The sequence below is a fragment of the Pseudonocardia autotrophica genome, assembly GCF_003945385.1.
GTDB lineage: Bacteria > Actinomycetota > Actinomycetes > Mycobacteriales > Pseudonocardiaceae > Pseudonocardia > Pseudonocardia autotrophica.
On sequence record NZ_AP018920.1, the window covers coordinates 2,441,249 to 2,464,637 of the forward strand.

Consider the following 23,389-nt stretch of genomic DNA (forward strand, 5'->3'; position numbering starts at 1 on the left):
ACTCAGCCCGCGGGTTCGAGGTTGTGCCGGACCGGGGTCCTGGGGTGCGGCGCCGCCGCCGGGTGGGCCGCACCCGGTTCCCGCGGCGCGGGGGCCGGGCCGGACCAGCCGGACGGCGGCAGTGCCGGGCCCGGCTCGGCGACGTGCAGTCGGTGCCGGGCGGCCAGTGCCCGCCCGGCGGGCCCGGTCTCGCCCAGCGCGTGCAGCGCCAGCGCCCGGTGCGCGGGCACCTCGCAACGCCGCAGGAACCGGTCGAGCTCACGGACCGCGTCGCCCGGCCCCCGGGACAGCGCCCACAGCACGGCCTCGGCGCGGGCGGTCTCCTCGCGCACTCCGCCCATCCGGACGCACAGGTACTCGATGTCCTCGTCGGCCAGCTCACCCGGCGCCGGGACGTGCATGCCCTGCTCGAGCAGGTACTCGTGCACCGCCCACAGCCCCATCGGGGTCAGCGCGACGACCGTGGGATCCGGGTCGTCGCGGTGCGCGACCTGGGAGAGTGCGTCCAACTCGTCGGCGTCGAGGGTCTCGGTCAGCTCGATCGCACCGAGCAGCTCGCAGGCGTCGAGCAGCGCGGTCACGTCGCGGCGCCACAGCCGCTGCTCGACGTCGCCGGCCAGGTCGTCCACCACGCAACCCGCGTCGTCGTTGACCGTGTCGCGGACCTGCCGGTGGAAGTGCTCCAGCGGGACGGGCCCCCCGCCCGCGGCGTAGAGGCCGACCCACAGCATCGGGAACGCCTCGGACATCGACATCCCGAACAGCGACGGGGCACCGAACACGTCGGTGCCGCCGAGGTTGTCGCCGAGCCGGCCGACCGACTCGAACACCCTGCGCCACAGCTCGATCGGTCGGTTCAGCAGCGGCCCGGCGCTCTTCACCGGCAGCAGCCTGCCCCGGACGACGCGGACCAGCCGGGCGGCGCGGGCCCACCGCAGCAGCAGCGAGACCTCGGGCAGGTCGTCGCTGGTGCGGGCGGACTCCCGGTAGATGTGGTCGAGCTGCAGGTGCGCGGCCAGATCGAGCGCGTCCGCCCGCCCGAGCCTGCCGTCGGAGGTCAGCCGGCGCCCGGCCCGGACCCAGACGGTGAGCTTGCGCAGCAGATCGAGTGCCTCGGAGTGCTCGGCCGAATCGACCAGCGCCGCGGCGCTCGGCATCGGCACCGGCGGGAGCTCGGGGTTCCACTCGGTGCGGGCCGGGCGCTCGGCGTCCCGCCGCATGATCTCGGCGAGCGCGTGCCGGTCGACATCGGCCTCACCGGAGCCGGCACGGTCAAGGAACCGCTGGACGGCCACCGGATCGGCCGGGTCGATCCCGTTGCGGTGGAGCTGCACGCCCCAGAACTTGCCGAGATCGTAGTTGCGCTCGTCGGCGAGCCCGTCGTGCAGTGCGGGCGTGGAGTCGAGGACCTGACGGTGCAGCGCATCGGGCGACGACGACTGGGGATCGAACCAGTCGTGGTCGTCCAGGAAGTCGATCAGTGCGTGGAAGGCGGGGGCGACGTCGTCCGGTTCCAGGACGGTCACCTTGCGCGGGAACCACATCCCGAGTGCGTCGGCCACGTGGGCGCGGGTCCACCGGCCGAGCCTGCGGTCGCGCGCGTACTTGTAGTCCACGGCGGCGGCGACGAGTGCGGTGTCGACCTCGACCCGGTGCCGCCGGGCCCACACGAGGAACTGTTCCAGCAGCCGGCTCCGGGCCTCGGCGTACCCCTGGTCGTCCCCGGGGGTGAACACGAGACGCATCCGGCCCACTGTGTCAGGTCCCTCCGTCCGTTCGGCTCCGGGGTGGCTCAATGATCCACTCCGGGTGCGGCTGCGCGCACGACTGATGATCTCCGGCGCGCGCGGGGGCCCGCGCGTCGGGTCGTAGATGGTGCAACGAGTGCGCGCGGTATCGGTCACGCCGGACCGCTCACCGTCGGTGGACGGTCGGTGACCGCTGGTGTCGCCCCCTCGACCCCGGCCGCTCCCCCTGCGCGACCGTCTTCAGACCCTCCCACGAACGACGGCGGCCGGACACCCCGGTGGGTGTCCGGCCGCCGCCGCGTGCTCCGGATGTGCGGCGAGTGGTGCCGCAGGGTCGCTCAGTCGCCGCCGACCGGGCTGTCCTTGCGGTCGGAGTCGCCATCGGTGACCGGGCCCTCCCCGGGCTCGGTCATCGTGTAGCCAGGGCCGGTGCCCGGGCCGTTGGCGTAACCGTTCGGCAAGTCCTCGTCGTCGGAGCCGTCCTTGGGGAAGGCGCCGACCTTGACGAAGAAGTCGTCGCCGTGCCGGTCGGTCGCCCAGTCCACGGCCTGTTCGATCACCTCGGCGCCCTTGAGCTCACGCAGCACGACCGGATCGCGGCGGAGGTCGCGGAACAGTGCGAAGCAGAGCAGGACCATGATGATGACGAAGGGGGCGGCGACCAGGATGGTGAGGTTCTGGATGCCGTCGAGTGCGTTCTCGCCGCCGGTGAGCAGCATGAGTACGGCGACGGCGCCCATGACTGCGCCCCAGAAGATGACGATCCAGCGGCTGGGTTCGATGGTGCCGCGTTGGGACAGGGTTCCCATCACGATGGAGGCGGCGTCGGCGCCGGAGACGAAGAAGATGCCGACCAGGATCATGACCAGGATGCCGCTGGCGGTGGCCAGGGGGTAGGCGTCGAGCATCTGGAAGAGCTGGACGTTGGAGTCGTCGGAGAACTGGGTGCCTTGCTGGGACTGGGTGATGGCGGTGCCGCCGAAGATGCAGAACCAGACCAGGGAGACCAGTGAGGGGGCGAGGATGACGCCGCCGACGAATTCGCGGATGGTGCGGCCGCGGGAGATGCGGGCGAGGAACATGCCGACGAACGGGGTCCAGGAGATCCACCAGGCCCAGTAGAAGATCGTCCAGTCGGAGAGCCAGGCGAGCATGGGTTCGCCGCCGACGGCTTCGGTGCGGCCGACCATGTCGAAGAACTGGGCGAAGTAGGCGCCGATCGAGGTGGGGATGAGGTCGAGGATGATCACGGTGGGGCCGGCGACGAACACGAACAGGGCCAGTACGCCGGCCAGGACCATGTTGGTGTTGGACAGCCATTGGATGCCGCGGGCGACGCCGGAGACCGCGGAGAGCACGAAGGCGGCGGTGAGTACGACGATGATCGCGGCCAGGGTGCCGGGTCCGACGGGGCCATCGGACCAGCCGACGGTCTGCATGCCGCCGCCGATCTGGTAGGCGCCCAGGCCCAGTGAGGCGGCGGATCCGAACAGGGTCGCGAAGATCGCGAGGATGTCGATGGCCTTGCCGATGGGGCCTTCGGCGGCGCGGTGTCCGATCAGGGGGATGAAGGCCTGGCTGATCAGTTGGCGGCGGCCCTTGCGGAAGGTCGAGTAGGCGATGGCCAGTCCGACCACGGCGTAGATGGCCCAGGGGTGCAGGGTCCAGTGGAACAGCGATGTGGCCATGGCGACCTGCATGGCTTCGGTGGTGCCGGGTTCGGCGGCGCCGGGTGGGGTGGAGGTGGTGAAGAACGACAGGGGTTCGGTGACGCCGAAGAACATCAGTCCGATGCCCATCCCGGCGGAGAACATCATCGCGATCCAGGACACGGTGCGGAACTCGGGTTGTTCGTCGTCGGTGCCGAGTTTGATCCGGCCGAACCGGCTGAACGCCAGGAACAGTGCGAACGCCACGAACGCTGTCGCGGCGAGGACGAACCCCCATCCGCCGCCGCGCATCAGGCCCTCGAGCATCGTCTCGGCGGTCGAGCCGAGGCTGTCGGGGGCGGCTATCCCCCAGACCACGAACAGCAGCGCGAGTGCCGCGCCCACCCCGAAGATCGTCCAGTCGGTGCGCGACCGACCCTCATCGGATCCGGCAGAGCCGGAATCCGCGCGCGGTTCCACCTGTGTCATTCCAGGTCACGCCCGTTCGGGCGTTTCCCCCTCCCTGGTCGAGCACGCTCGATCGTGCACATGCTTGCCGGGGGAGTGTAGGAAAATCGGACGATGTTGTGGTGACGGGGCAACCCGTCGGAAATGGTCGGTGCAGGTCAGCGCGTTACGGCCGACTGTTTCAATTCGATATCGCTCAAATTTTGTCCGATTTGTTCATCTTTATCGCCATCCGGAACGGTCCACGCCGCCCGGCACCGGAGCCGCCGGATCGTAGGGGGTCCGGGTGAAGACGAAGGTGGCCAGCCACAGGTGGTCGTCGGAGATCCGCAGCGTTTCACCGGCGAAGTAGCCGTCCAGCCCGATCCAGGTGCCGTCCGGGCCCGGCCGGAACCGCGACGATCGTCCTGGGCGGCCCAGCCCGCCCAGGTGCAGAATCCCGCCGGGGACCGCCCGCAGCGCGTACGGCGACGGGCCCCAGAACCACGGGCCGAGCAGGGCCGGATCCACCGGCGACGGCTCCGGCGCCCAGGCGTCCACGATCCGCGGCTCGGCGGCCTTCACGTCGGCGAGCAGCCCGGCTGCCAGACCCGAGTCCATCCCCGAAGTCGTGTTGCCCATCGCCAGAGCCCCGGTGCCCTCCTCGCGGTCGACCCACAGGCCGGCGAGGAAGCCGGGCATCGACCCGCCGTGACCGACCAGCGTCGCCCCGCCCTCGACGCGCAGCACCTGTACGCCGAGCCCGTAGCCCGCCCAGATCGGCGACGACGCGTCGATGCCCGCGGGCAGCGTCATCTCCTCGACGGTGGCGGGGGCCAGCACATCGCCGGTGTCGCCGAGCAGGAATGCGCCGAGCCGGGCCAGATCACGGGCGGTGCACCAGAGCTGCCCGGCCGGGGCCATCGCTCCGGCGTCGTGCTCCGGCTCGGGCAGTGTGAGCTCGGCCCACGGGTGTACCGCGCGGCCCTGCGCCGCCGGGTCCTGCGGACGGGGTGAGGTGCGGGTCATCCCGAGTGGGAGCAGTACCTCCTCGCGCGCGACCTCGGCCCAGGCGGTACCGCGGGTATGCGCGACGACCTCCCCGAGCAGACCGAACCCGAGGTTGGAGTAGTGGAAGCGGCGGGCCGCGGGCAGCACCCGGTCGGCCTCGCCGAGGCCGAGCTCGTCGAGCGAGCCGCCGGGTGCCCGCTCCCACCACTGCCCGGGACTCTCCGAGCCGGCCCCGGCCAGGTGCGAGAGCAGCTGGCCGAGCGTCCGGTCACCGAGCGGGGTACCGGGCAGGTGCTGCTCCAGCCGGTCGTCGAGATCGAGGACGCCCGCGTCGCGCAGCCGCAGCACGGTGATCGCGCAGACCGTCTTGGTGATCGACCCGATCCGGTACTGGACGTCGTCGTGCGCCGCACCGTCCGGGAAGGTCCCGCGGCCGGCGTGCCAGGCCAGCGCACCGTCGCGGACGACACCGGCGACGAGCGAGGGGACACGGCCGTCGCGCTGGGCGCGGGCGACGCGGGCGAGCAGGGTGCGCTGGGTCGAGGGGAGCACCCGACGACCGTAGCCGGGGCGGCCCGGCATGCTCGGCCCGCCACACGCCGGACCGTCAGGTGCGTGGAGGGCGGTGCCGGTTCACCGGTCGCCCCGGCTCAGCCGGTGCAGCAGAGGGGCGGTGCGGAACCCGACCAGCGAGCGCATCACCAGCGACGTGGAGGTCCGCTCGACACCCTCGATGGCGAGCAGGTGCCCGGCGATCCGGTACAGGTCGTCGGCGTCGCGGGCGACCAGGTGCACGAGGAGGTCCTCGGCCCCCGAGATGCCGTGGACCTCCAGCACCTCGGGCACCCGGTCCAGCGCGTCGGCGACCGCGGCCAGCTCTCGCTGCACCACCCGCACCGTGACGAAGGCGGTCAGCGGGTAGCCCAGCACCGCGGGATCGACCCGGCGCTCGAAGGTGTCCAGCGCGCCGAGCCGGTCGAGTCGCGCCAGCCGGGCCTGCACGGTGTTGCGGGACAGCCCCACCTGCTCGGCGAGCGCCAGCACGGTGGCCCGCGGCTCCCGGGCCAGCGCGAGGAGCAGCCGTGCGTCGTGACCGTCGAGATCGGTGGGTGCCGCGCGTACCGCGGCGGCCGGGCCGGTGTCGTCCCTGCCGTCCACGGCGCCGTCCCTGTCGTCGGTGTGCATTCTGCGACTCCTTCCCATCCCGTGGCGTGCAGTCTGCGCGACGGTGGGCCCGCGGTGCGGCGGTGGGTGGAGCCGTGCACCGTCGTCGCCGGCTACCGGTGAGCGTCCGGTCGGGTGGGCACTCTGCGGTCCCGAACCGCATCGACGCCACCGTATGTTGAGCAATCTGCACGTGATCGACCCGGACGGTTGTGCAGTCGTCCCCATCCTGGTGAGCTTCCCCGGCAACCTGCGTGGGCGGCGAGAGTAGGGAACGGCGATGACGGCAAGCACCGGACGCGACGACGCGGCGATCGGCGAGATCGAGCGGCGGGTGCTGTGGTTGTCCACCGCGATCATCGACGCGGCGAACCGGCGCGGCGACCCGAGCGGGCTCAAGGTGGGTGGGCACCAGGCGTCGTCGGCCTCGCTGGTCACGATCATGACGACGCTCTGGTTCGAGCACCTCCGGGCCGGTGACCGGGTCTCGGTCAAGCCGCACGCGTCACCGGTGCTGCACGCCATCAACTACCTGCTCGGCGAGCTCGACGAGTCCTACCTGCCGACGCTGCGCGCCTTCGGTGGGCTGCAGTCCTACCCGTCCCGGTCGAAGGACCCGGATCCGGTCGACTACTCCACCGGCTCGGTCGGCATCGGTGCGACCGCCCCGATCTGGGGCGCCGTGGCGCGCCGCTACGTCGACTCGCACTTCGGCGGCGCGGGGGAGGGGCGGCAGTACTCCCTGGTCGGCGACGCCGAGCTGGACGAGGGCGCGGTCTGGGAGGCGATCCTGGACCCGATGGTCGGCGAGCTCGGCGAGGTCGTCTGGGTGGTCGACCTCAACCGGCAGTCACTGGACCGGGTCGTGCCCAACATCGGCGCACCGCGGATCGAGGGCATGTTCGCCGCTGCGGGCTGGCAGGTCCTCACCGTGAAGTACGGACGGCTGCTGCACGAGCTGTTCGCCCGGCCGGGCGGGGAGGCGCTGCGCGAGCGCATCGACGGCATGCCGAACCCCGAGTACCAGCGGCTGCTGCGCTGCGACGCGGCCGAGGTCCGCAAGCGGCTGCCCGACGGTGCCCCCGGCGTCGCACAGCTCGTCGACGGGCTGGACGACGCGACGCTGCTCGCCGCCGTCCGGAACCTGGGCGGGCACGATCCCGCCGCGCTGGGCGAGGCGTTCGAGGCGATCGACGACAGCCGTCCCACCGTGATCCTCGCCTACACCGTCAAGGGCCACGGCCTGGCCACCGCGGGCCACCCGCAGAACCACGGCTCGCTGCTGTCCGCCGAGCAGATGAGCGAGCTGGCCGGCACGGTCGGCGCCGATGTCGACGACCCGTGGCGCCGGTTCGATCCCGCGAGCCCGCCAGGGCGGCTGTGCGCCGAGACCGCCGGTCGGCTGCGCCGGGCGGCACCGGTCCCGGAGCCGGCACCCGCCGTGCCGACCGACATCGGCCGTACGCCGACCGGGCGGGCCACCACCCAGGCCGCACTCGGCCGGGCCCTGCTCGATCTGACCCGGGAGGCCCCCGACGCGGCCGGGCGGGTGGTCACCCTGTGCCCCGACGTGTCGTCCTCGACGAACCTCGGCGGCTGGGTGAACAAGGTCGGGGTGTGGTCGACGGCCGAGCGCCGGGACTGGTTCGACGACGACCCGGAGACGATCCTGCACTGGCGTGAGCGGCCCACCGGCCAGCACCTGGAGCTGGGCATCGCCGAGGGGAACCTGGTCGGTGCGCTCGGTGAGCTGGGGGCCACCTGGTCGCGCTGGGGCAGCCCGGTGCTGCCGATCGGGGTGCTCTACGACCCGTTCGTCGAGCGGGCACTGGAACCGTGGTCGTTCGGGATCTACGCGGGCGGGCAGTCGATCCTGGTCGGGACGCCGTCCGGGGTGTCGCTGGCACCGGAGGGCGGCGCCCACCAGTCGATCACCACTCCGTCGGTCGGACTGGAGCAGCCGGGCTGCGTGACCTACGAGCCCGCGTTCGCCATCGATGTCGAGTGGACCCTGCTGGCGTCGCTGGCCAGGCTCGGGCGCCCGGACGGCACGTCGGCCTATCTGCGCCTGTCGACCCGGCCGGTGGACCAGTCGCTGGCCGCGGTCCCCGCCGATCCGGCCGCCCGCGAGCGGCGCCGCAGGCAGGTCGTCGCCGGGGCGTACCCGCTGCGCCGGGCGGACGGCCCGCCGTCGGTGACGATCGCCGCGATGGGGCCGCTGCTCACCGAGGCGCTCGCCGCCGCCGACCGGCTCGCCGAGCTCGGGCACGAGGCCGACGTCGTGTGCGTGACCGCACCCGGACTGCTCTTCGACGCGGTCCAGGCCAGGGCCGGCCGGCCGGCCCGGCCGCAGGCGGAGCCGTGGGTGCTGGACTCGGTGTTCCCCGCACGCCGGGCCGCCCCGCTGGTCACGCTGCTCGACGGCCACCCGCACACGCTCGCGTTCCTGGCCGGGATCAACCGGGTCCCCGCCACCCACCTGGGGGTGACCCGGTTCGGCCAGTCCGGCGATCTCGCGTCGGTCTACGCCCATCACGGGCTCGACGCGGACGCCGTGGTGGGAGCGGCGCTGGACCTGCTGTAGGGATCAGGCGGGAGGTTCGTGCGGCGGCTCGTCGCCGCCGGACTTCCCGCCCGGCTTCTCGTCGCCGCCCTCGGCCAGGAACCGCTCGAACTCCGCCGCCAGCTCGTCGCCGCTGGGCAGCTGCCCGCCCGCCAGCCCGTCGGTCAGGTCACCGGCCTCGCGGGCGGCGACGACCTGGTCGTACTGCTCCTCCAGCGCCTTCACGACCTGGACGACCTCGTCGGACTCGGCCATCTGCTCGGCGATCTCGGTGTCGGCCTGTTCCGCGGCACGGGTCAGCGTCTCGGTCGGCAGATAGAGACCCGCCGAGAGGCCCGCGTGGTCGAGCAGCACCCGCGCCGCCTGCGGGTAGGCCGAGCGCGACAGGTAGTGCGGGACGTGCACGGCGAATCCCATCGCATCCTGCCCGGCCTGGCCGAGCCGGAACTCCAGCAGCGCGGCCGCGCTGCCCGGCACGTCCGCGGTCGCGAACCAGGGCTGGTGCCCCTCGACGAGCTCGGGCCGCGTCGCGTGCGCCGTGACGCCGATCGGACGGGTGTGCGGGGCCGCCATCGGGATGCCCTGCAGGGTGATCACCAGGCGCACACCGAGCTGCTCGACCAGCAGCCCCACCGCGGCGACGAATCGCTCCCACTGGGTGTCCGGCTCCGGCCCGGCGAGCAGCAGGTACTGCGTGTCGCCGGTGTCGGGCAGCGCGACGACCTCGAGGGTGGGCGGGTCGTAGTCGGCCCAGCGGTCGTTCTCGAAGCGCAGCGGGGGCCGTCGCGACCGGTAGTCGACGAGCTGGTCGATGTCGAAGGTCGCGACCCGGCTGACCTCCCGCTCGTCGGTCATCGCGCCGACGGCGAGCGCTCCGGCGTTGCCCGCGTCGACGAACCCGTCCAGTACGACGATCAGCACGGGCTCGTCGAGGTGCGGTGCGGCCGGATCGACCTGGTAGAGCTGAGCGGGATCGAGCACCGAGGTCCTCCGTGTGGTGGCGTCCGCGGCGGCCGAGGCCCGCCGCCCGTCCGACCCTAGCCGGACGTCGGGTGGTGGTGCGGGGCGGCGGCCCGGACCGGGTGTGACACTGGTCGGCCGAGCGGGTGCTCCGGGCCGGAATGCACCAGGATGGACGTTCGTCATGGCAACGTCTTCGGCGCCGCGCGGCGCCTACCTGGTCTGGTCCGCCGGTCTTCTCGCCTACACGGTGGCGGTACTGCAACGCAGCTCGTTCGGCGTCGCCGGGCTGGATGCCGCGGAGCGGTTCGACGCCTCCCCGACCGTCCTCGCCGGGTTCCTCGTACTGCAGCTGCTCGTCTACGCCGCACTACAGGTCCCGGTCGGCCTGCTGCTCGACCGGTTCGGCGCGCGGGCGATGGTGCTGGCGGGCGGGCTGACGATGACCGCGGCGCAGGTCATGGTCGCGCTGGCGACCGCACTGCCGCTGGCGATCGCGGCCCGGGTACTGGTCGGGGTCGGCGACGCGCTGACCTTCATCTCGGTGCTCTCGGTCGTGTCGGCCTGGTTCCCGGCCCGCCGGGTGCCGCTGATGACCCAGGTGACGGCGCTGCTCGGCCAGTTCGGGCAGGTGCTGTCGGCGATCCCGCTGGCGACCCTGCTGCACGGCTACGGCTGGACGACCGCGTTCCTCGCCGCTGCCGCGGCCGGGCTGGTCGCCACGATCGCGGTGCTGGCGGTGTTCGCGAACCGCCCGCCGGGCAGCCCGGCTCCGGCCCCGGCGGCGAGCCCCCGCGAGGTGCTGGACGGTCTCGTCGGGGCCTGGCGGCATCCGGGCACCCGGCTCGGGCTGTGGTCGCACGCCGGGACCCAGTTCTCCGGCCTGGTGTTCGCGCTGCTGTGGGGCGTGCCGTACCTGGTCGCCGGGCAGGGGATGAGCCCGGCGGGTGCCTCGGTGATGCTGACCGTGCTGGTCGCCGCGGGCGCGGTGGCCGGGCCGGTGTTCGGCGAGTTCACCGCGCGGCACCCGCTGCGCCGATCCTGGCTGGTGCTCACGGTGATCGGGGCGACCGCGCTGGTGTGGGCGGTGGTGCTGCTGGTGCCGCCGCCGGCACCGCTGTGGCTGCTGGTGCTGCTGGTGGTGGTGCTCGCCGCGAACGGGCCGTGCTCGGCGGTCGGGTTCGACTACGCCCGCACCTTCAATCCCGAGCACCGGCGCGGAACGGCCGTCGGGATCGTCAACGTCGGCGGGTTCACCGCGTCGCTGCTGACGACGCTGCTGGTCGGCGCCGTGCTCGGGATCGCGGGCGGCTACACCCCGGAGGCGTTCCGGATCGCCTGGCTGGTGCAGTTCCCGATCTGGGCGATCACCACGGCCGGGGTGCTCGTCGCGCGCCGCAAGGCCCGCCGGGTGCTGGCTGAGGAGGGCACCGTCGTGCCGCCGCTGCGTGAGGTGCTGCGCCGGCGGGGCCGCCCCGGCTCGTGAGCGTCCCGCCGGCGCGGGCTACTCGGCCAGCAGCCGGTAGAGCGCCTTGCGCGCCTCGGTCAGCGCCTCGGTGGCCGAGGTGATCTGCTCGGGCGTGCCGGCGTCGGCCACCTGCCGGGCTGCCGCGTGCAGCCGGGCCAGCTCCTCGCCCAGACCGGTGGCCGGGTCGTCGGACGCGGCCTCGCCGTCATCGGCGAACGGGGCCCACACCGCGTCCAGCGCCGCGCGGTGCTCCTCGACGTGCCGGGTGCCCTCCTCGGTGAGGTGGACGACGCGGCGGCCCTCGGTCTGCTCGGACCGGACGAGTCCCTCGTCCTCCAGCTGGGAGAGCATCGGATAGACCGAGCCGGGGCTCGGCTTCCACTGCCCGCCGGTCCGGGCGGTGATCTCCTGGATGATCTCGTAGCCGTGCCGCGGGCCGTCGGCGACGACCGCGAGCACCGCCGTCCGGACGTCGCCGCGGGCGGTCCGCCTGCCGCGCCTGCCGAAACCTCGGCCCGGCCCGCCCGGCCCGAACGGGCCGCCGGGCCCGCCGAACGGGCCCCCGGGGCCGAAGCCGCCCGGGCCGAACGCGCCGCCCGGTCCGAAGCCGCGGCCCCGCCCGTGCGGCCCGCCGCGGTGCGGACGGCGGCGGCGCGGGTCGCCCCCGTCGTCGGGGTCGGTGTACTCGTCGTTCACGGGGGCCTCCTCGCGGCCTCGGGGGCCGGGTCGCTGGAACGGTCCGGAGCGGCCGAACGGCCACCGGTGATCGTGCATGTCTCGGGTGGTCATGGCTGGTGTCCTCTCGTCGTGAGCCTGCCTCTCGATCGGCTCGTGTGCCATCACGATATATCGCGATCTATTACCGTTGCAACGAGATGTGTCTGAGAGTTTCCTGTGGGCCGGTCCGTCGCTGGCCGGGCCGGGCGCGATGCCGTTGACTGATCGGGCGGGGTCCGGATCGGCCGGGCCGGACGAGGGGAGGGACCGTCGTGGGGCGTCACGACCAGCGGAAGTCCACCGGGGACAGCGGTGCCGGCGAGATCGGAGAGGTGACGGACTCGGCGGAGGAGCTCGACCTCAGCGAGGTCTCCCCGGCGGTGCTGCGCGACCGGCTCTCCGCGCACTCCGACGGCCGCGACGACCGGGTCGTCGCGGCGGCCACCGAGCTGCGGGCGAGCCTGGACCGGCTGGCGGCGGGCATCGCCTACCGCCGGGAGGCACTCGTCGTGCGGGCCGGCGAGATGGCGCGGGCGGCGGTCCCGTTCGCCGGTGGGGCGCTGGCCGCGGGGATCGGTGCGGTTCTGGTGCTCCGGCGGACGCGCAGGCCCCGGCAGCGCTGAGACCGGCCGGAACAGGCCGCCTACGAGTCGAGACGGCCCGACCGTTGGCTTGTGCAACGTTGCCCGCCGGGTGGACACTCGATGCTCGCGGCGGTGGCGATGGAGGTACAGATGAAGGTGTCCGACATCTTGCGGATCAAGGGCGACAGCGTGCACACGGTGCTGTCCTGGAACACGATCGGCGAGGCGGCCACACGGCTGTCCGGGCCGCCCGCGATCGGAGCCCTCGTGGTCTCCGACGACGGATTCCGCGAGCGGGTCGCCGGCATCATCTCCGAACGCGACATCGTCCGGCGGTTCGCGACCGAGGGGGCCGGGCTGACCCGGCTCACCGTCGCCGACGTGATGACCCGGGCGGTGGTCACCTGCTCGCCGGATGACTCGATCGCCGAGGTCATGGTCCTGATGAACCGCTGGCGGCACCGGCACCTCCCGGTGGTGCAGAACGGGAAGCTGTGCGGCATGGTCAGCATCGGTGACGTGGTGAAGCAGCGGCTGGCGGAGATGAGCACCGAGACCGGGGTGCTGCGCGACATCTACATCGCATCGCACTGAGAGAGCAGCACCGAGAGAACGGCCCCGGCGGCACCGGACCGGCGTGTCGCCGGGAACGACGGGGGCGGTCCGAGCGTTGCACCGGACATGAGCGCAGCTTCTGCTTCGACCGCGGGTCGTCGTGCCGGCCGTACGGCCGCCTTCGCGACGCTCTTCCGTGCCCTCACCCGGCGTGGCGCACCCGGCGAGCCCGGGCCCGCCCAGCGGTTCCGGGCACTGCCCGCCATGCTGGGTGACGCGTGGCGCGGCAGTTACCCGCACCTGGGGAAGGGCCGGTTGGCGCTGTTCCTGCTCGCGCTGGCCTACCTGGTCTCACCGGTGGACCTGGTGCCGGAGGCCTTCCTCAGCGTGTTCGGCCTCGGCGACGACGCGATCGTGGCGATGTGGCTGGGCGGTGCACTGCTCGTCGAGGCCGACCGTTACCTCGGCTGGCGCAGTGAGCCGGCGATCGTTGTCGACGGCGGTCAGATCTCGCAGTTCGACCGGACGTAGTCGTTGATCCGCTGGCTGGAGGCCTGGTACTCGGGGTCGCTGCGGGCCTCGGCGATCTCCGGGTTCCGGGCGACGGCGACCGTGTCGCCGCCGTTCGCCTCGAGCAGCTGGAGCTGACGCTCCACGATCTGGTTCACCCGGTCGAAGTCGGTCCGGATCTCCTGCGGCGCCAGTCCGGTGACCTGCTGGTTGGCGCGTCGCACGTTCGAGGCGACCGACTCGACGTCCTCCACCGCGCGGCCGAGGCCGATCCCGCCGACCGGCTGGGTGGCCTCGCGGCTGGCCTGCACGGCGTCACAGAACGGCGTGCTCGCCTGTGCCGCGGTGGTCGTCGCCGGGCGCGACGTGCCGGGCTGGGTCGCGAGCGAACCGCCGCAGCCGGCGAGCAGCAACAGCGCTGCCGGAACGAGCAGCGCACACCGCCGGACAGGCGTCATCGGGTTCCTCCACTCACCACCACCGATCGGGTTCCGGAGAGTCTAGGTCCGGGTCTGTGAGGTGGGTGTCGTGGACCTGCCGATGAGCGGTGTGCCGCTCGTCCCACCGGCCTCAGCCGAGCACCGCCCGCAGCGCGGCCGGTACGTCGGTGATGATCCGGTGCACCCCCGCGTCGATCATCCGGCGCATGTCGGCCTCGGAGTTGACGGTGTAGACCCCGGTCTCCATCCCGCGGGCCCGCACCGCCGTGACCAGCTCGGCGTCGGTGACCCGGAAGCTCGGGTTGATCTGGTCGGCGACGGCCGCGGCGGCGTCGAGCTCTGCCTCGGTCGGCCGGGTGCCGAACAGCCATCCGGCCGGGACGTCCGGCGCGACGGCGGCGAACCGGCGCATCGCGTCGTGATCGAAGGACTGCACGACGAGATCGGCGCGCGGCGCCCCGATCCCGTCGGCGACCTGCTGCTCGATCCCCGGGTACGACGCCGGGTCCTTCAGTTCGATCAGCAGCCCGGCCCGGTCCCCGATGCGTGCGAGGAGCTCGGCGAGGGTCGGGATGCGCTCCCCGGCGAAGGCCGGGCCGAACCACGAGCCCGCGTCGAGCCGCTTCAGCTCGGCGAGCGTGAACCCGCCGACCGGTTCGCCGGCCCGGTCCGGGAAGACGGTCGCGACGTCGGTGGTGCGGGCGAGCGTGCTGTCGTGCAGCAGGACGAGGTGGCCGTCGGCGGTCCGCTGCAGGTCGATCTCGATCGAGTCGGCGCCCTGGGTGAGTGCCTCGTCGACGGCGGCGAGGGTGTTCTCCGGGGCGTCGGCGGAGGCGCCCCGGTGTGCGATCACCTCCACGCCGGTGCCGTCGGCACCCGGGGCGGCGGACGCGATGGGGGCGAGGGCCAGCAGTGCGGCCGGGACGAGCAGGAAGCCGAGAAGGCGGCGCATGTCCCCGACCCTGCACGGCGGGCCGGTCCGGCCGGTGCACGCCGGATGACGGAGGGACGACGCCGGGTCGAACCGATCGTGGCTCACGGGCGGGCGGCGGCCGCGTCCAGGACGGGGAGGTAGCCGTTCCGGTAGCCGGCGGACGTCGGGTGGTAGGCGGCCGGGCTGCCGGCCCCCGGCGGGTTGATCCACGGATCGGCGCCGCAGAGCCCGTGCCCGCCGAACGCGTCCCGGACGTCGACGAACTGCCCGCGGAAGCGTTGTGCCGCGTCGGCGAGCGCGTCGTTCAGCGTGTCGGCGGCCCGGTTCAGCGCCTCGCGGCGGGCCGCGTTCGGGACGCCGGCGACGTCGCAGCTCGCACCGGGCTCGAACAGCCGCGGGTAACCGAGGACGACGATCCGTGCGTCCGGTGCCTGCAGCCGGACCCCGACGATCACCGAGATCAGCCCGCCCGGGGCGAACAGCTCGGCGATCCGCTCACCGCCGCGGATCGCGCGGAAGCAGGTCTCGTCGTCCGGGGCGGTGCTGCAGGTGGCGAGCACCGGCCCGAAGCCGGTGTCGTTGCCGCCGACGGTGATCGTCACCAGGGTGGTGTCGGCGGCGACCGTCCTGACCTGGCGGGCGATGACCTCGCCGCTGGTCGCACCGCTGCAGGCGACGGAGGTGAACGACGCGGGCGCGTGCTGCTCGGCCCAGAGCGCCGGGTAGGCGTCGGGGCCGCGCAGGCATTCGCCGCTCGCCGGATCGGCCGCGGCGCCGACGCCGGCCGCGTAGGAGTCGCCGAGGGCGACGTAGCGGGTCGCGGTCTGCGTCGATCCGCTCGGAGCGGCGAGCGCCGACGGGGCGAGGCCGACGAGCAACAGCACGGCCAGCACGGGGACCAGGAGTCGGCGCACGCCCTCCAGCCAACCCGGCCCGGGCGGGCCGGGCAATCGCGGTTCCGGGTGAGGCGCGGTACGGGCGGTGCGGAGCCGGTGGGCCGAACGGGTGTGCCGGATCTGCCGGCCGGCGGCGCCCGCGGCGTCGCCCCAGCTCGCGGCGTTGCCGTCGCGAACACGCTGGGTGATCGGCGACACAGCCCGGCAAACGGACGTACCACTCGCCCGTCGCCGACGCGATGACGTCGTCCCAGTTCAGCGGCCGATTCGTCGGCGCATCGACCAGTTGTCCCTGCGGTGAACGGCGGGTGGCGACCGCTCTCGTCACCCAGCGTCCGCTCACCGCCCGACGGCTCCCAGTGGTCTCGCCGGCACTCCATCGGGTTTGCCGTCGCATCGCGTCGGGCTAGCGTCGGTTACAGATCACGGAACGGTCACGAACCGGACGCAGCCCGACCCCCCGACGGGCTGCCCCGCTCCCCACGGGTTGTCCACCGTTCCGCGATCCGGAAGGAAGACGTGGCACGGCATCGCTCCCCCCAGGGTCGGCCCACGAGCCTCGGGCTCCTGTCACCGCAGTTCGCGGTGGCAGGGGTCGGAGGCCTGGCCGGCGCGTTCCCGTCCGGCCCGCACGTGCGGCGCTCCCGGCGCGCCGAGGACCGCTCCCGGTACTCGGTCAGCACTCGGATCGCGGCGGCGGTCGTCGCGGTCGGCGGCATCGCCGGTGCCGCGCACGCCTCCGTCGGCGGTGGCGGACTGCCCGCCCCGGTCACCGGCTGGCTGGACGGCGCGTCCGCCGCCTTCACCGGTGGCAGCGGCGCGGCCTCCGCCGCGCTGCCCGAGGCGGTGCCCGCGGCCGTGCCCGCATCCACTCCGATCGCGGATCCCGGCACGATCGCCGCGCTGGCCACCCCGGCCGCCGGCGGCGCGTCGGCCGCCGCGCAGACCGTCATCGCCGGCGCCGGCGTGCACTCCAGTGCCGCCGACGCCGTCGATGGTGCCGTCGCCTCGATCGCGAAGGTGCAGGAGGCCGCGGCCGAGCAGGCCCGCGCCGCCGAGGCCGCACGGGCGGCCGGCGCCACCGGGTCGCTGGAGCAGTCGCCGGTCGCCGGCGGCGCCGTGTCGATCGTGTCCGGTCGGGTCACCTCCGGGTTCGGCTCGCGCTGGGGCTCCCAGCACATGGGCCTGGACATCGCCGCTCCGATCGGCACCCCGATCAACGTCCCGATCGCCGGCACGGTGATCAGCTCCGGCGCGGCGAGCGGCTTCGGCATGTGGGTGCGCGTGCAGCACGACGACGGCACCATCACCGTCTATGGCCACATCAACCGCTCGCTGGTGTCGGTGGGCGAGCGGGTCACCGCCGGGCAGCAGATCGCCGAGGTCGGCAACCGGGGCCAGTCGACCGGGCCGCACGTGCACATCGAGGTCGTCGACCCGAGCGGCACGAAGATCAACCCGAAGCCGTGGCTGGACGCCCGGGGCTTCTCCTACAGCTGATCAGGAGTTCTGCACGCTCTCCAGTGCGCGGATCTTGTTCGTCGCGTCCAGGGCCGCCACCTTGTACGCCTCGGACAGCGTCGGATAGTTGAAGACGGTGTCGACCAGGTAGTCGACCGTCCCGCCGCAGCCCATGACGGCCTGTCCGATGTGCACCAGGTCGGTGGCGTTCGTCCCGAAGACGTGCACGCCGAGCAGCCTCCGGTCCTCGGAGGACACCAGCAGCTTGAGCATCCCGTAGGAGTCGCCGACGATCGCGCCACGCGCCAGCTCCCGGTAGCGGGCGAGCCCGGTCTCGTACGGGATCGCGGCGGAGGTCAGCTCGGCCTCGGTGTGTCCGCAGAACGAGATCTCCGGGATCGTGTAGATGCCGATCGGCTGCAGCTCGTGCAGCTGGCGGACCGGCTCGTCGAACAGGTGGTACGCGGCCAGCCTGCCCTGGTCCATGCTGGTCGAGGCGAGCGCCGGGAACCCGATCACGTCGCCGACGGCGGCGATGTGCTCCACCGAGGACCGGAACTGCTTGTCGACCTCGATCCGGCCACGGCGGTCGGCGGTCAGGCCCGCGTTCTCCAGGTCCAGCTCGTCGGTCAGGCCCTGCCGGCCCGCCGAGTACATCACCATGTCGGCCGGGATCTTCTTGCCACTGGCCAGGCTGGTGACCGTGCCCCGCCCGTTGACGGACACCGAGGACACCTCCTCACCGAACCGGAACGTGACGGCTTGGTCACGCAGATGGAACTTCAGCGATTCGATGACCTCCGGATCGCAGAAATCGAGCATCGCGTTCCGCTTCTCGACCACGGTGACCCGGGTGCCGAGTGCGGCGAACATCGAGGCGTACTCGATGCCGATGACCCCCGCGCCGACGACGACCAGCGACCCGGGCACCCGGCCGAGCTCCAGGATCTGGTCGGAGTCGACGACCCGCTCGCCGTCGAACGCGACGGTGTCCGGGCGGGCCGGGCGGGTCCCGGTGGCGATCACGAAGTGCGCCGCGGTGACCGTGGTGTGGTCACCCCGGCCGTGCCCCTCGACGGTCACCGTGTGCGGATCGGTGAACCGGGCGGTGCCGGTCACGATGTCAACGTGGTTGCGTAACAGTTGGTTGCGCACGATCTCGACCTCGCGGCCGATCACGTGTCTGGTCCGGGCCAGCAGGTCGTCGATCGTGATCTCGGCCTTGACCCGGTAGCTCGCGCCGTACATCTCGCGCTGGCTGAACCCGGACAGGTACAGCACCGCCTCGCGCAGCGTCTTCGACGGGATCGTCCCGGTGTTGACGCAGACGCCACCCATCATGTGCCCGCGATCGGCGATGGCGACGCGTTTGCCGAGTTTCGCGGCAGCGATGGCGGCCTTCTGCCCACCGGGGCCGGATCCGATCACCAACAGGTCATAGTCGTACACGGGGTGCACCTCCGGGTCGGTCACGCCGACCAGCCTCATCGTCGCCGGTTCACCCGGCAACAGTCCGCGGATGAACAGAGTGTCACGACCGATAGGCCCGCCGCCGCTCTTCGGCCAGGAAATGTGCGGTCTCCCGGGTCGCGGTGTAGAGCGAGCGGTAGTGCGGGTGGAACCGGTCGTAGATCTCGCGGGCCGCCGGATCCGGCTCGATGGTCCGGGCGACCGGGTTCCATCGGCGCAGCTCGGGCTCGGCGCCGGTGGCCACGGCGGCCAGCCATGCGTCGCCGAGCGCGGCCCCGACGGTCTGCTCCGGGACGTCCTGGGGCACTCCGGTCACGTCGGTGACGATCCGTGTCCACAGTCCGCCCTGGACCCCGCCGCCCACCGCCACCAGCCGCTTCGTCCCGCCGCCCGCCTGCCGCATCACCTCCAGGTTGTGCCGGACGCCGTGTGCGATGCCCTCCAGCGCCGCCCGGTAGACCTCGCCGCGGGTGTGCCCGGTGGTCAGTCCGGCGAGGACACCGCGGGCGTCCGGATCGAACAGCGGCGTGCGCTCGCCGGCGAAGTAGGGGAGCAGCAGCAGACCGCCGCTGCCCGGCGGCACCTGCGCGGCCTCGGCGACCAGCTCGGAGAATCCCTCGCCGGTCAGGTCCCGCAGCCAGTTCGTGATCGCGCCGGAGGTGGCCATCCCGGCCGCCAGGGTGGTGCTGCCGGGGACCACGCCGCGGGTCGTCCACATGGACGGGTGCGGGTGCGCCCGGTCGATCACCTCGATCAGGAACATCGTGGTCCCGTACATGACCATGACCTCACCGGGCGAGGTGACGCCGGCGCTGGTCGCCTCCGCCCAGGCGTCGACCGTCCCGGCGGTGACCGGCAGGCCCTGCGGCAGCCCGGTCTCGGCGGCAGCAGCGGCGCTGACGTGCCCGGCCACCTCGGTCGGCCACAGCAGCCGGGGCAGCTCGATCCCGGGGGCGGTCAGCTCGGCCCAGTCGCGGGCCCAGCCCGCGGCGGCCAGGTCGTACATCGGGTCGCACTGGCTGGCCGAGTGGTGGTCGAGCACGTACTCGCCGGTGAGCCGGTGCACCAGGTACGACGAGCACATCAGGAACAGTGCGGTGCGCCGGTGCACCTCCGGCTCGTGGCGGGCCAGCCAGCGCCACTTGGGACCCACCGCCTGGGACGACAGCGGGGTCCCGGCCCGGGCGAGGATCTCCTCGGCGCCCAGCTCGGCGGTCAGCTCGTCGATCTCGACCCCGGCCCGGGTGTCGACGCCGTAGAGGATCGCCGGGCGCAGCGGGCGCCCGTCGGCGTCCGCCGGGAGCAGGGTGGGGCCGATCCCGGACACGCCGAGGCCCGCCGGCCGGGCGTCGGGTACGGCGGCGAGCAGTTCGCGCACGATCTCGGTGAAGTCGCCCCACCAGATGGCCTCGGCGTCGTGCTCGACCCATCCCGGGCGCGGCTGGGACGTGTCGTGCGCGCGATCGGAACGGGCGATCACCCGACCGTCCACGTCGACGACGACACCTTTCGAGCCGGAGGTTCCGATGTCGACGCCCAGATACACCTGCATGGCACTTTCCTACCCTCCCGGGGGTGTGCTGCGCAGCGGTGCAGAGCAGAACATCGGTGCAGGTTCGGGGCCCGGATCCGGGCTCGCACGTCGCCTCGTAGCAGACCCCTCCGACAATCCGGGCCTTCCGCGGACGCCGGAGCCCGAGTTGTCCACGACACTCCCTCCGGAAGTGGTCCCCGGACCAGTTGTCCACAGCCGCAGCGCCGATCCCGGCGCGGAGCCGGCGTTGCGGCGCAGGATCGCCGCATGACGATCCCCGCACAGCCCGATCCCGCCGCTCCGACCGGTGCCCAGCCGGCACCCCCGCCGATACCGGGTTCCCGGCGGGATCCGGCGCCGGGCGCCGTGCCACCGGCGCCGACCCTCACCCCGCACTGGCCACCCGGCGGCACCCCCGCCGATCCGTGGCCCCGGGTGACGGCCGGTGACCCGGCCGGGCCGCGGCTGCGGCTCGCCGACACCGGTGATGTGCTCGCCGCGATCCCGGTGCTGATCGGTTTCCACCCGGAGGACTCGCTGGTCCTGGTGGCGATCGGCGGCCCCGAGCGCGGCGGACGGGTGGGGCTCACCCTGCGGGTCGACCTGCCGCCCCCGCACCGGGTCCGCCGGGTATGTGCCGAGGCGGTGTCGGTGCTCTCCGGTGACGGCCCGGCCCGCGCGGTGGCGGTCGTCGTCCGGGGTGCCCCGGCGACGGCGGCCACGCCGCGCCGGGCGCCGCGCCGCACCCGCCGGGACGTGGCGGTCGCCGCCCGGCGTGCGCTCGGATGGGCGGGGATCGCTCCGCTCGCGGTCGTCTGGGCGGCCGGCACCCGGGAGGGCGACCGCTGGAGCTGCTACCCGTTGCCGGGCCGGGAATGCGGGTGCTCGGGGGTGGTGCCCGCTCCGGCGGCCACCCCGTTCGCGGCCGCCGCGGTGCTGCAGGGCCGGGCGGTGCTCCCCGACCGGGCCGCGGTCCGCACCCAGCTCGAAGGCACCGCCGCCGACCGGGAACGCCGGGAGCGCCTGGCCGCGGCGGCGCCGCTGCGGGACCGCCCCGGGCCCGGCCTCCTGGGGGTCGCCCTGGTCGAGGCCGCCGAAGGCCGCCTCACGATCGACGACGGGAGCGCACAACGCTTCCGCGCCGCCCTCGACGACCCGGCATTCCGGGACGAGGCGCTGCGGCGTTGCCTGGGGCCGCAGGCGCCACACGCCGAACAGCTGTGGGCGACGCTGACCAGGGCGCTGCCCGCCCCCTGGCGGGCAGCGCCGGCGGCGTTGCTGGCGGTGTGCGCGCTGCTGCGCGGCGACGGGCCGCTGGCCACACTCGCGGTGCAGCGGGCACTCGACGACTGCCCGGGGCACACCCTCGCCGCGGTGGTGGACACCTCGCTGCGCGGCGCGATGACACCGGGGGCGGTGTCGCCGTACGCGGGGCCCGGCGGGTTGCGCCGGCTGCTCACCGCGATGCTCGGCACCGACGGGCCGGACGGCCCCCGGTGACCGGGTCAGCGGTGGCGGGTGAACTCCCACGCGTCGGAGACGATCCGCTCGATCTCGGTGCGCGATGGCTTCCAGCCCAGCTGCTCGGCCGCCCGGTCGCCCGCGGCGACCAGCACCGCCGGGTCGCCCGCCCGGCGCGGTGCCACGACGGCCGGGATCGGGTGCCCGGTCACCCGGCGGCAGGTCTCGACGACCTCGAGCACGGAGAACCCGTGGCCGCTGCCCAGGTTGTAGATGTCGTGCCGGCCGGCAGTGGCGTGCTCCAGTGCGAGGAGGTGCGCATCGGCCAGGTCGTCGACGTGGATGTAGTCGCGCACACAGGTGCCGTCCGGGGTCGGCCAGTCGTCACCGAAGATCGAGATCGACTCGCGGGTACCGGCGGCGACCTGCAGGACCAGCGGGATCAGGTGGGTCTCGACAGCGTGCCGCTCGCCGAGCCGGTGTCCGTCGCCGAGGTGCGCACCGGCGACGTTGAAGTACCGCAGGCTGGTCGCGGCGAGACCGTGCGCGTTCGCGTACGAGGTCATCATGTGGTCGATCGCGAGCTTGCTGGCGCCGTACGGGTTGGTCGGCCTGGTCGCCGCGGTCTCCGCGATCGGGACCTGGTCCGGCTCGCCGTAGGTGGCGGCGGTCGAGGAGAAGACCAGCCGCGGGACCGCGTGCTCGCGGATCGCCTCCAGCAGCCGGAAGGAGGCGACGACGTTGCCGTCCCAGTACCGTTCCGGCTTCTCCACCGACTCGCCGACCAGCGATCGTGCGGCGAAGTGCAGGACTCCGTCGAACCGGCCTCCGGCCAGGACATCGCCGGCGGCCGCACCGAGCTCGCCCTCGACGAAGGTTGCTCCGGTGGGGACGGCGTCCCGATGGCCGGTGGACAGATCGTCGAGCACGACGACCTCGTGCCCGGCCCCGAGCAGGTGCGCCGCGCACACACTGCCGACATACCCCGCACCACCGGTGACGAGCAGCTTCACTCCGGTCCTCCCACCGTGCCGATCCGACGGTGCGAGCCTCTCACCCCGCTCCCGGGTGCGTCGTCGTGCCCCCGGGGCGCGGGGCTCCTACTGGGCCCTGACGAGGACCGCGTGCGCCACCAGGGGTGCCACGGTGGCCTTCTCGCCGTCGGTGAGCACCGGGACGGGGTCGCCGAACCGCGGGATGGAACCGACCTCGACGATGTGTCCCGGCACGATCCCGGCCTGCTTGAGCTCGGCCATCAGGTCCGCGTCGTTCTGGACGTGCTCGGCGATCCGGCGCACCTCGACCCCGCCGCCGCCGCGGCGGGCCAGCTCGTCGAGCCGCTGCAGCCCGACCTCGAGCGCGGGCGGCACGGAGGACGAGGTGGACACGCCGTCGCCCCGCTCGAGCTCCTCGAGGCCCGGGATCGGGTTGCCGTACGGCGACACGGTCGGCTTGTCGAGCAGCCGGAGCAGCTTGCGCTCGACATCCTCGCTCATGACGTGCTCCCAGCGGCACGCCTCGGCGTGGACGAGTTCCCACTCCAGGCCGATCACGTCGATCAGCAGGCGTTCCGCGAGGCGGTGTTTGCGCATGACGGCGACGGCCCGGCTGCGGCCGTCGTCGGTCAGTTCGAGGTGGCGGTCCCCGGCCACGACGACCAGCCCGTCGCGCTCCATCCGGGCGACGGTCTGGCTGACGGTCGGGCCGCTCTGACCGAGGCGCTCGGCGATCCGCGCACGCAGCGGGACGACGCCTTCTTCCTCGAGTTCGTAGATGGTGCGGAGATACATCTCCGTGGTGTCGATGAGGTCGTTCAC

At 73.4% G+C, this 23,389-nt stretch carries 20 protein-coding genes; 7 read left to right on the forward strand and 13 right to left on the reverse strand.

Going from position 1 to position 23,389, the window contains the following annotated elements:
• Positions 1–2 precede the first annotated feature (2 nt).
• The 4 genes from Pdca_RS11530 to Pdca_RS11545 all read right to left on the reverse strand — a co-directional run bounded on the left by Pdca_RS11530 (position 3) and on the right by Pdca_RS11545 (position 6,040).
• Positions 3–1,745 carry a hypothetical protein gene (locus Pdca_RS11530; protein WP_125911364.1) on the reverse strand — a complete coding sequence of 581 codons (1,743 nt, stop codon included), beginning with the start codon at positions 1,743–1,745 and terminating at the stop codon, positions 3–5.
• 341 nt (positions 1,746–2,086) lie between these two features.
• Positions 2,087–3,886: a BCCT family transporter gene (locus Pdca_RS11535; RefSeq protein ID WP_125911365.1), complete on the reverse strand. Its 1,800-nt coding sequence runs from the start codon at positions 3,884–3,886 to the stop codon at positions 2,087–2,089.
• A gap of 201 nt (positions 3,887–4,087) precedes the next feature.
• The gene (locus Pdca_RS11540) at positions 4,088–5,407 is read right to left on the reverse strand and encodes a serine hydrolase domain-containing protein (protein WP_232021523.1); all 1,320 of its coding nucleotides are present in this window, start codon (positions 5,405–5,407) and stop codon (positions 4,088–4,090) included.
• A gap of 81 nt (positions 5,408–5,488) precedes the next feature.
• Entirely contained in the window at positions 5,489–6,040 is a 552-nt protein-coding gene (locus Pdca_RS11545; RefSeq protein ID WP_232021524.1) for an Lrp/AsnC family transcriptional regulator, read from the reverse strand.
• Between the two features lie 259 nt (positions 6,041–6,299).
• Here Pdca_RS11545 and Pdca_RS11550 point away from each other — a divergent pair, with 259 nt between their 5' ends.
• On the forward strand, positions 6,300–8,603 hold the full coding sequence (locus Pdca_RS11550) for a transketolase-like TK C-terminal-containing protein (RefSeq protein ID WP_085915350.1): 2,304 nt from the start codon (positions 6,300–6,302) through the stop codon (positions 8,601–8,603).
• Between the two features lie 3 nt (positions 8,604–8,606).
• On the opposite strand, the gene Pdca_RS11555 is transcribed toward Pdca_RS11550, so the two are convergent.
• The gene (locus Pdca_RS11555) at positions 8,607–9,563 is read right to left on the reverse strand and encodes a proteasome assembly chaperone family protein (protein ID WP_085915349.1); all 957 of its coding nucleotides are present in this window, start codon (positions 9,561–9,563) and stop codon (positions 8,607–8,609) included.
• A 163-nt stretch (positions 9,564–9,726) separates the two neighbouring features.
• Between Pdca_RS11555 and Pdca_RS11560 the strand changes: the two genes are divergently transcribed.
• Positions 9,727–11,028, forward strand: coding sequence for an MFS transporter (locus Pdca_RS11560; protein WP_085915348.1), 1,302 nt, complete (start codon positions 9,727–9,729; stop codon positions 11,026–11,028).
• 18 nt (positions 11,029–11,046) lie between these two features.
• Here Pdca_RS11560 and Pdca_RS11565 read toward each other — a convergent pair whose 3' ends face one another.
• Positions 11,047–11,706: a PadR family transcriptional regulator gene (locus Pdca_RS11565; RefSeq protein ID WP_232021525.1), complete on the reverse strand. Its 660-nt coding sequence runs from the start codon at positions 11,704–11,706 to the stop codon at positions 11,047–11,049.
• Between the two features lie 293 nt (positions 11,707–11,999).
• On the opposite strand from Pdca_RS11565, the gene Pdca_RS11570 reads away from it, so the two are divergent.
• From Pdca_RS11570 to Pdca_RS11580, 3 genes are all read left to right on the forward strand, one after another.
• On the forward strand, positions 12,000–12,350 hold the full coding sequence (locus Pdca_RS11570) for a hypothetical protein (protein ID WP_085915347.1): 351 nt from the start codon (positions 12,000–12,002) through the stop codon (positions 12,348–12,350).
• A 111-nt stretch (positions 12,351–12,461) separates the two neighbouring features.
• Positions 12,462–12,905, forward strand: coding sequence for a CBS domain-containing protein (locus tag Pdca_RS11575; RefSeq protein WP_085915363.1), 444 nt, complete (start codon positions 12,462–12,464; stop codon positions 12,903–12,905).
• Positions 12,906–12,992: 87 nt separating this feature from the next.
• Positions 12,993–13,397 (forward strand): DUF1232 domain-containing protein, encoded by a 405-nt coding sequence (locus Pdca_RS11580; protein ID WP_085915346.1) that lies wholly within the window; start codon positions 12,993–12,995, stop codon positions 13,395–13,397.
• On the opposite strand, the gene Pdca_RS11585 is transcribed toward Pdca_RS11580, so the two are convergent.
• The 3 genes from Pdca_RS11585 to Pdca_RS11595 form a co-directional block, all read right to left on the reverse strand.
• Positions 13,370–13,834, reverse strand: coding sequence for a hypothetical protein (locus tag Pdca_RS11585; RefSeq protein ID WP_085915345.1), 465 nt, complete (start codon positions 13,832–13,834; stop codon positions 13,370–13,372). The genes Pdca_RS11580 and Pdca_RS11585 overlap by 28 nt on opposite strands.
• 112 nt (positions 13,835–13,946) lie before the next feature.
• The gene (locus tag Pdca_RS11590; RefSeq protein WP_085915362.1) at positions 13,947–14,768 is read right to left on the reverse strand and encodes a glycerophosphodiester phosphodiesterase; all 822 of its coding nucleotides are present in this window, start codon (positions 14,766–14,768) and stop codon (positions 13,947–13,949) included.
• 83 nt (positions 14,769–14,851) lie between these two features.
• The gene (locus tag Pdca_RS11595; protein WP_158092277.1) at positions 14,852–15,664 is read right to left on the reverse strand and encodes an SGNH/GDSL hydrolase family protein; all 813 of its coding nucleotides are present in this window, start codon (positions 15,662–15,664) and stop codon (positions 14,852–14,854) included.
• A 567-nt stretch (positions 15,665–16,231) separates the two neighbouring features.
• Here Pdca_RS11595 and Pdca_RS36825 point away from each other — a divergent pair.
• Positions 16,232–17,146, forward strand: coding sequence for a M23 family metallopeptidase (locus Pdca_RS36825; RefSeq protein ID WP_232021526.1), 915 nt, complete (start codon positions 16,232–16,234; stop codon positions 17,144–17,146).
• On the opposite strand, the gene sthA is transcribed toward Pdca_RS36825, so the two are convergent.
• Together sthA and Pdca_RS11610 are read right to left on the reverse strand one after the other, a co-directional pair.
• Positions 17,147–18,580 (reverse strand): Si-specific NAD(P)(+) transhydrogenase, encoded by a 1,434-nt coding sequence (gene sthA / locus Pdca_RS11605; RefSeq protein WP_232021527.1) that lies wholly within the window; start codon positions 18,578–18,580, stop codon positions 17,147–17,149.
• 58 nt (positions 18,581–18,638) lie between these two features.
• Positions 18,639–20,129, reverse strand: coding sequence for an FGGY-family carbohydrate kinase (locus tag Pdca_RS11610; RefSeq protein WP_085915342.1), 1,491 nt, complete (start codon positions 20,127–20,129; stop codon positions 18,639–18,641).
• 249 nt (positions 20,130–20,378) lie between these two features.
• On the opposite strand from Pdca_RS11610, the gene Pdca_RS11615 reads away from it, so the two are divergent.
• Complete coding sequence (locus tag Pdca_RS11615; RefSeq protein ID WP_085915341.1) at positions 20,379–21,611, forward strand: DUF4192 domain-containing protein; 1,233 nt, start codon at positions 20,379–20,381, stop codon at positions 21,609–21,611.
• Positions 21,612–21,616: 5 nt separating this feature from the next.
• Here the strand turns inward: Pdca_RS11615 and galE are convergent, their stop codons facing one another.
• Positions 21,617–22,585 (reverse strand): UDP-glucose 4-epimerase GalE, encoded by a 969-nt coding sequence (gene galE, locus Pdca_RS11620; RefSeq protein WP_085915340.1) that lies wholly within the window; start codon positions 22,583–22,585, stop codon positions 21,617–21,619.
• Positions 22,586–22,672: 87 nt separating this feature from the next.
• Entirely contained in the window at positions 22,673–23,389 is a 717-nt protein-coding gene (locus Pdca_RS11625; protein ID WP_166665936.1) for an iron-dependent transcriptional repressor DtxR, read from the reverse strand.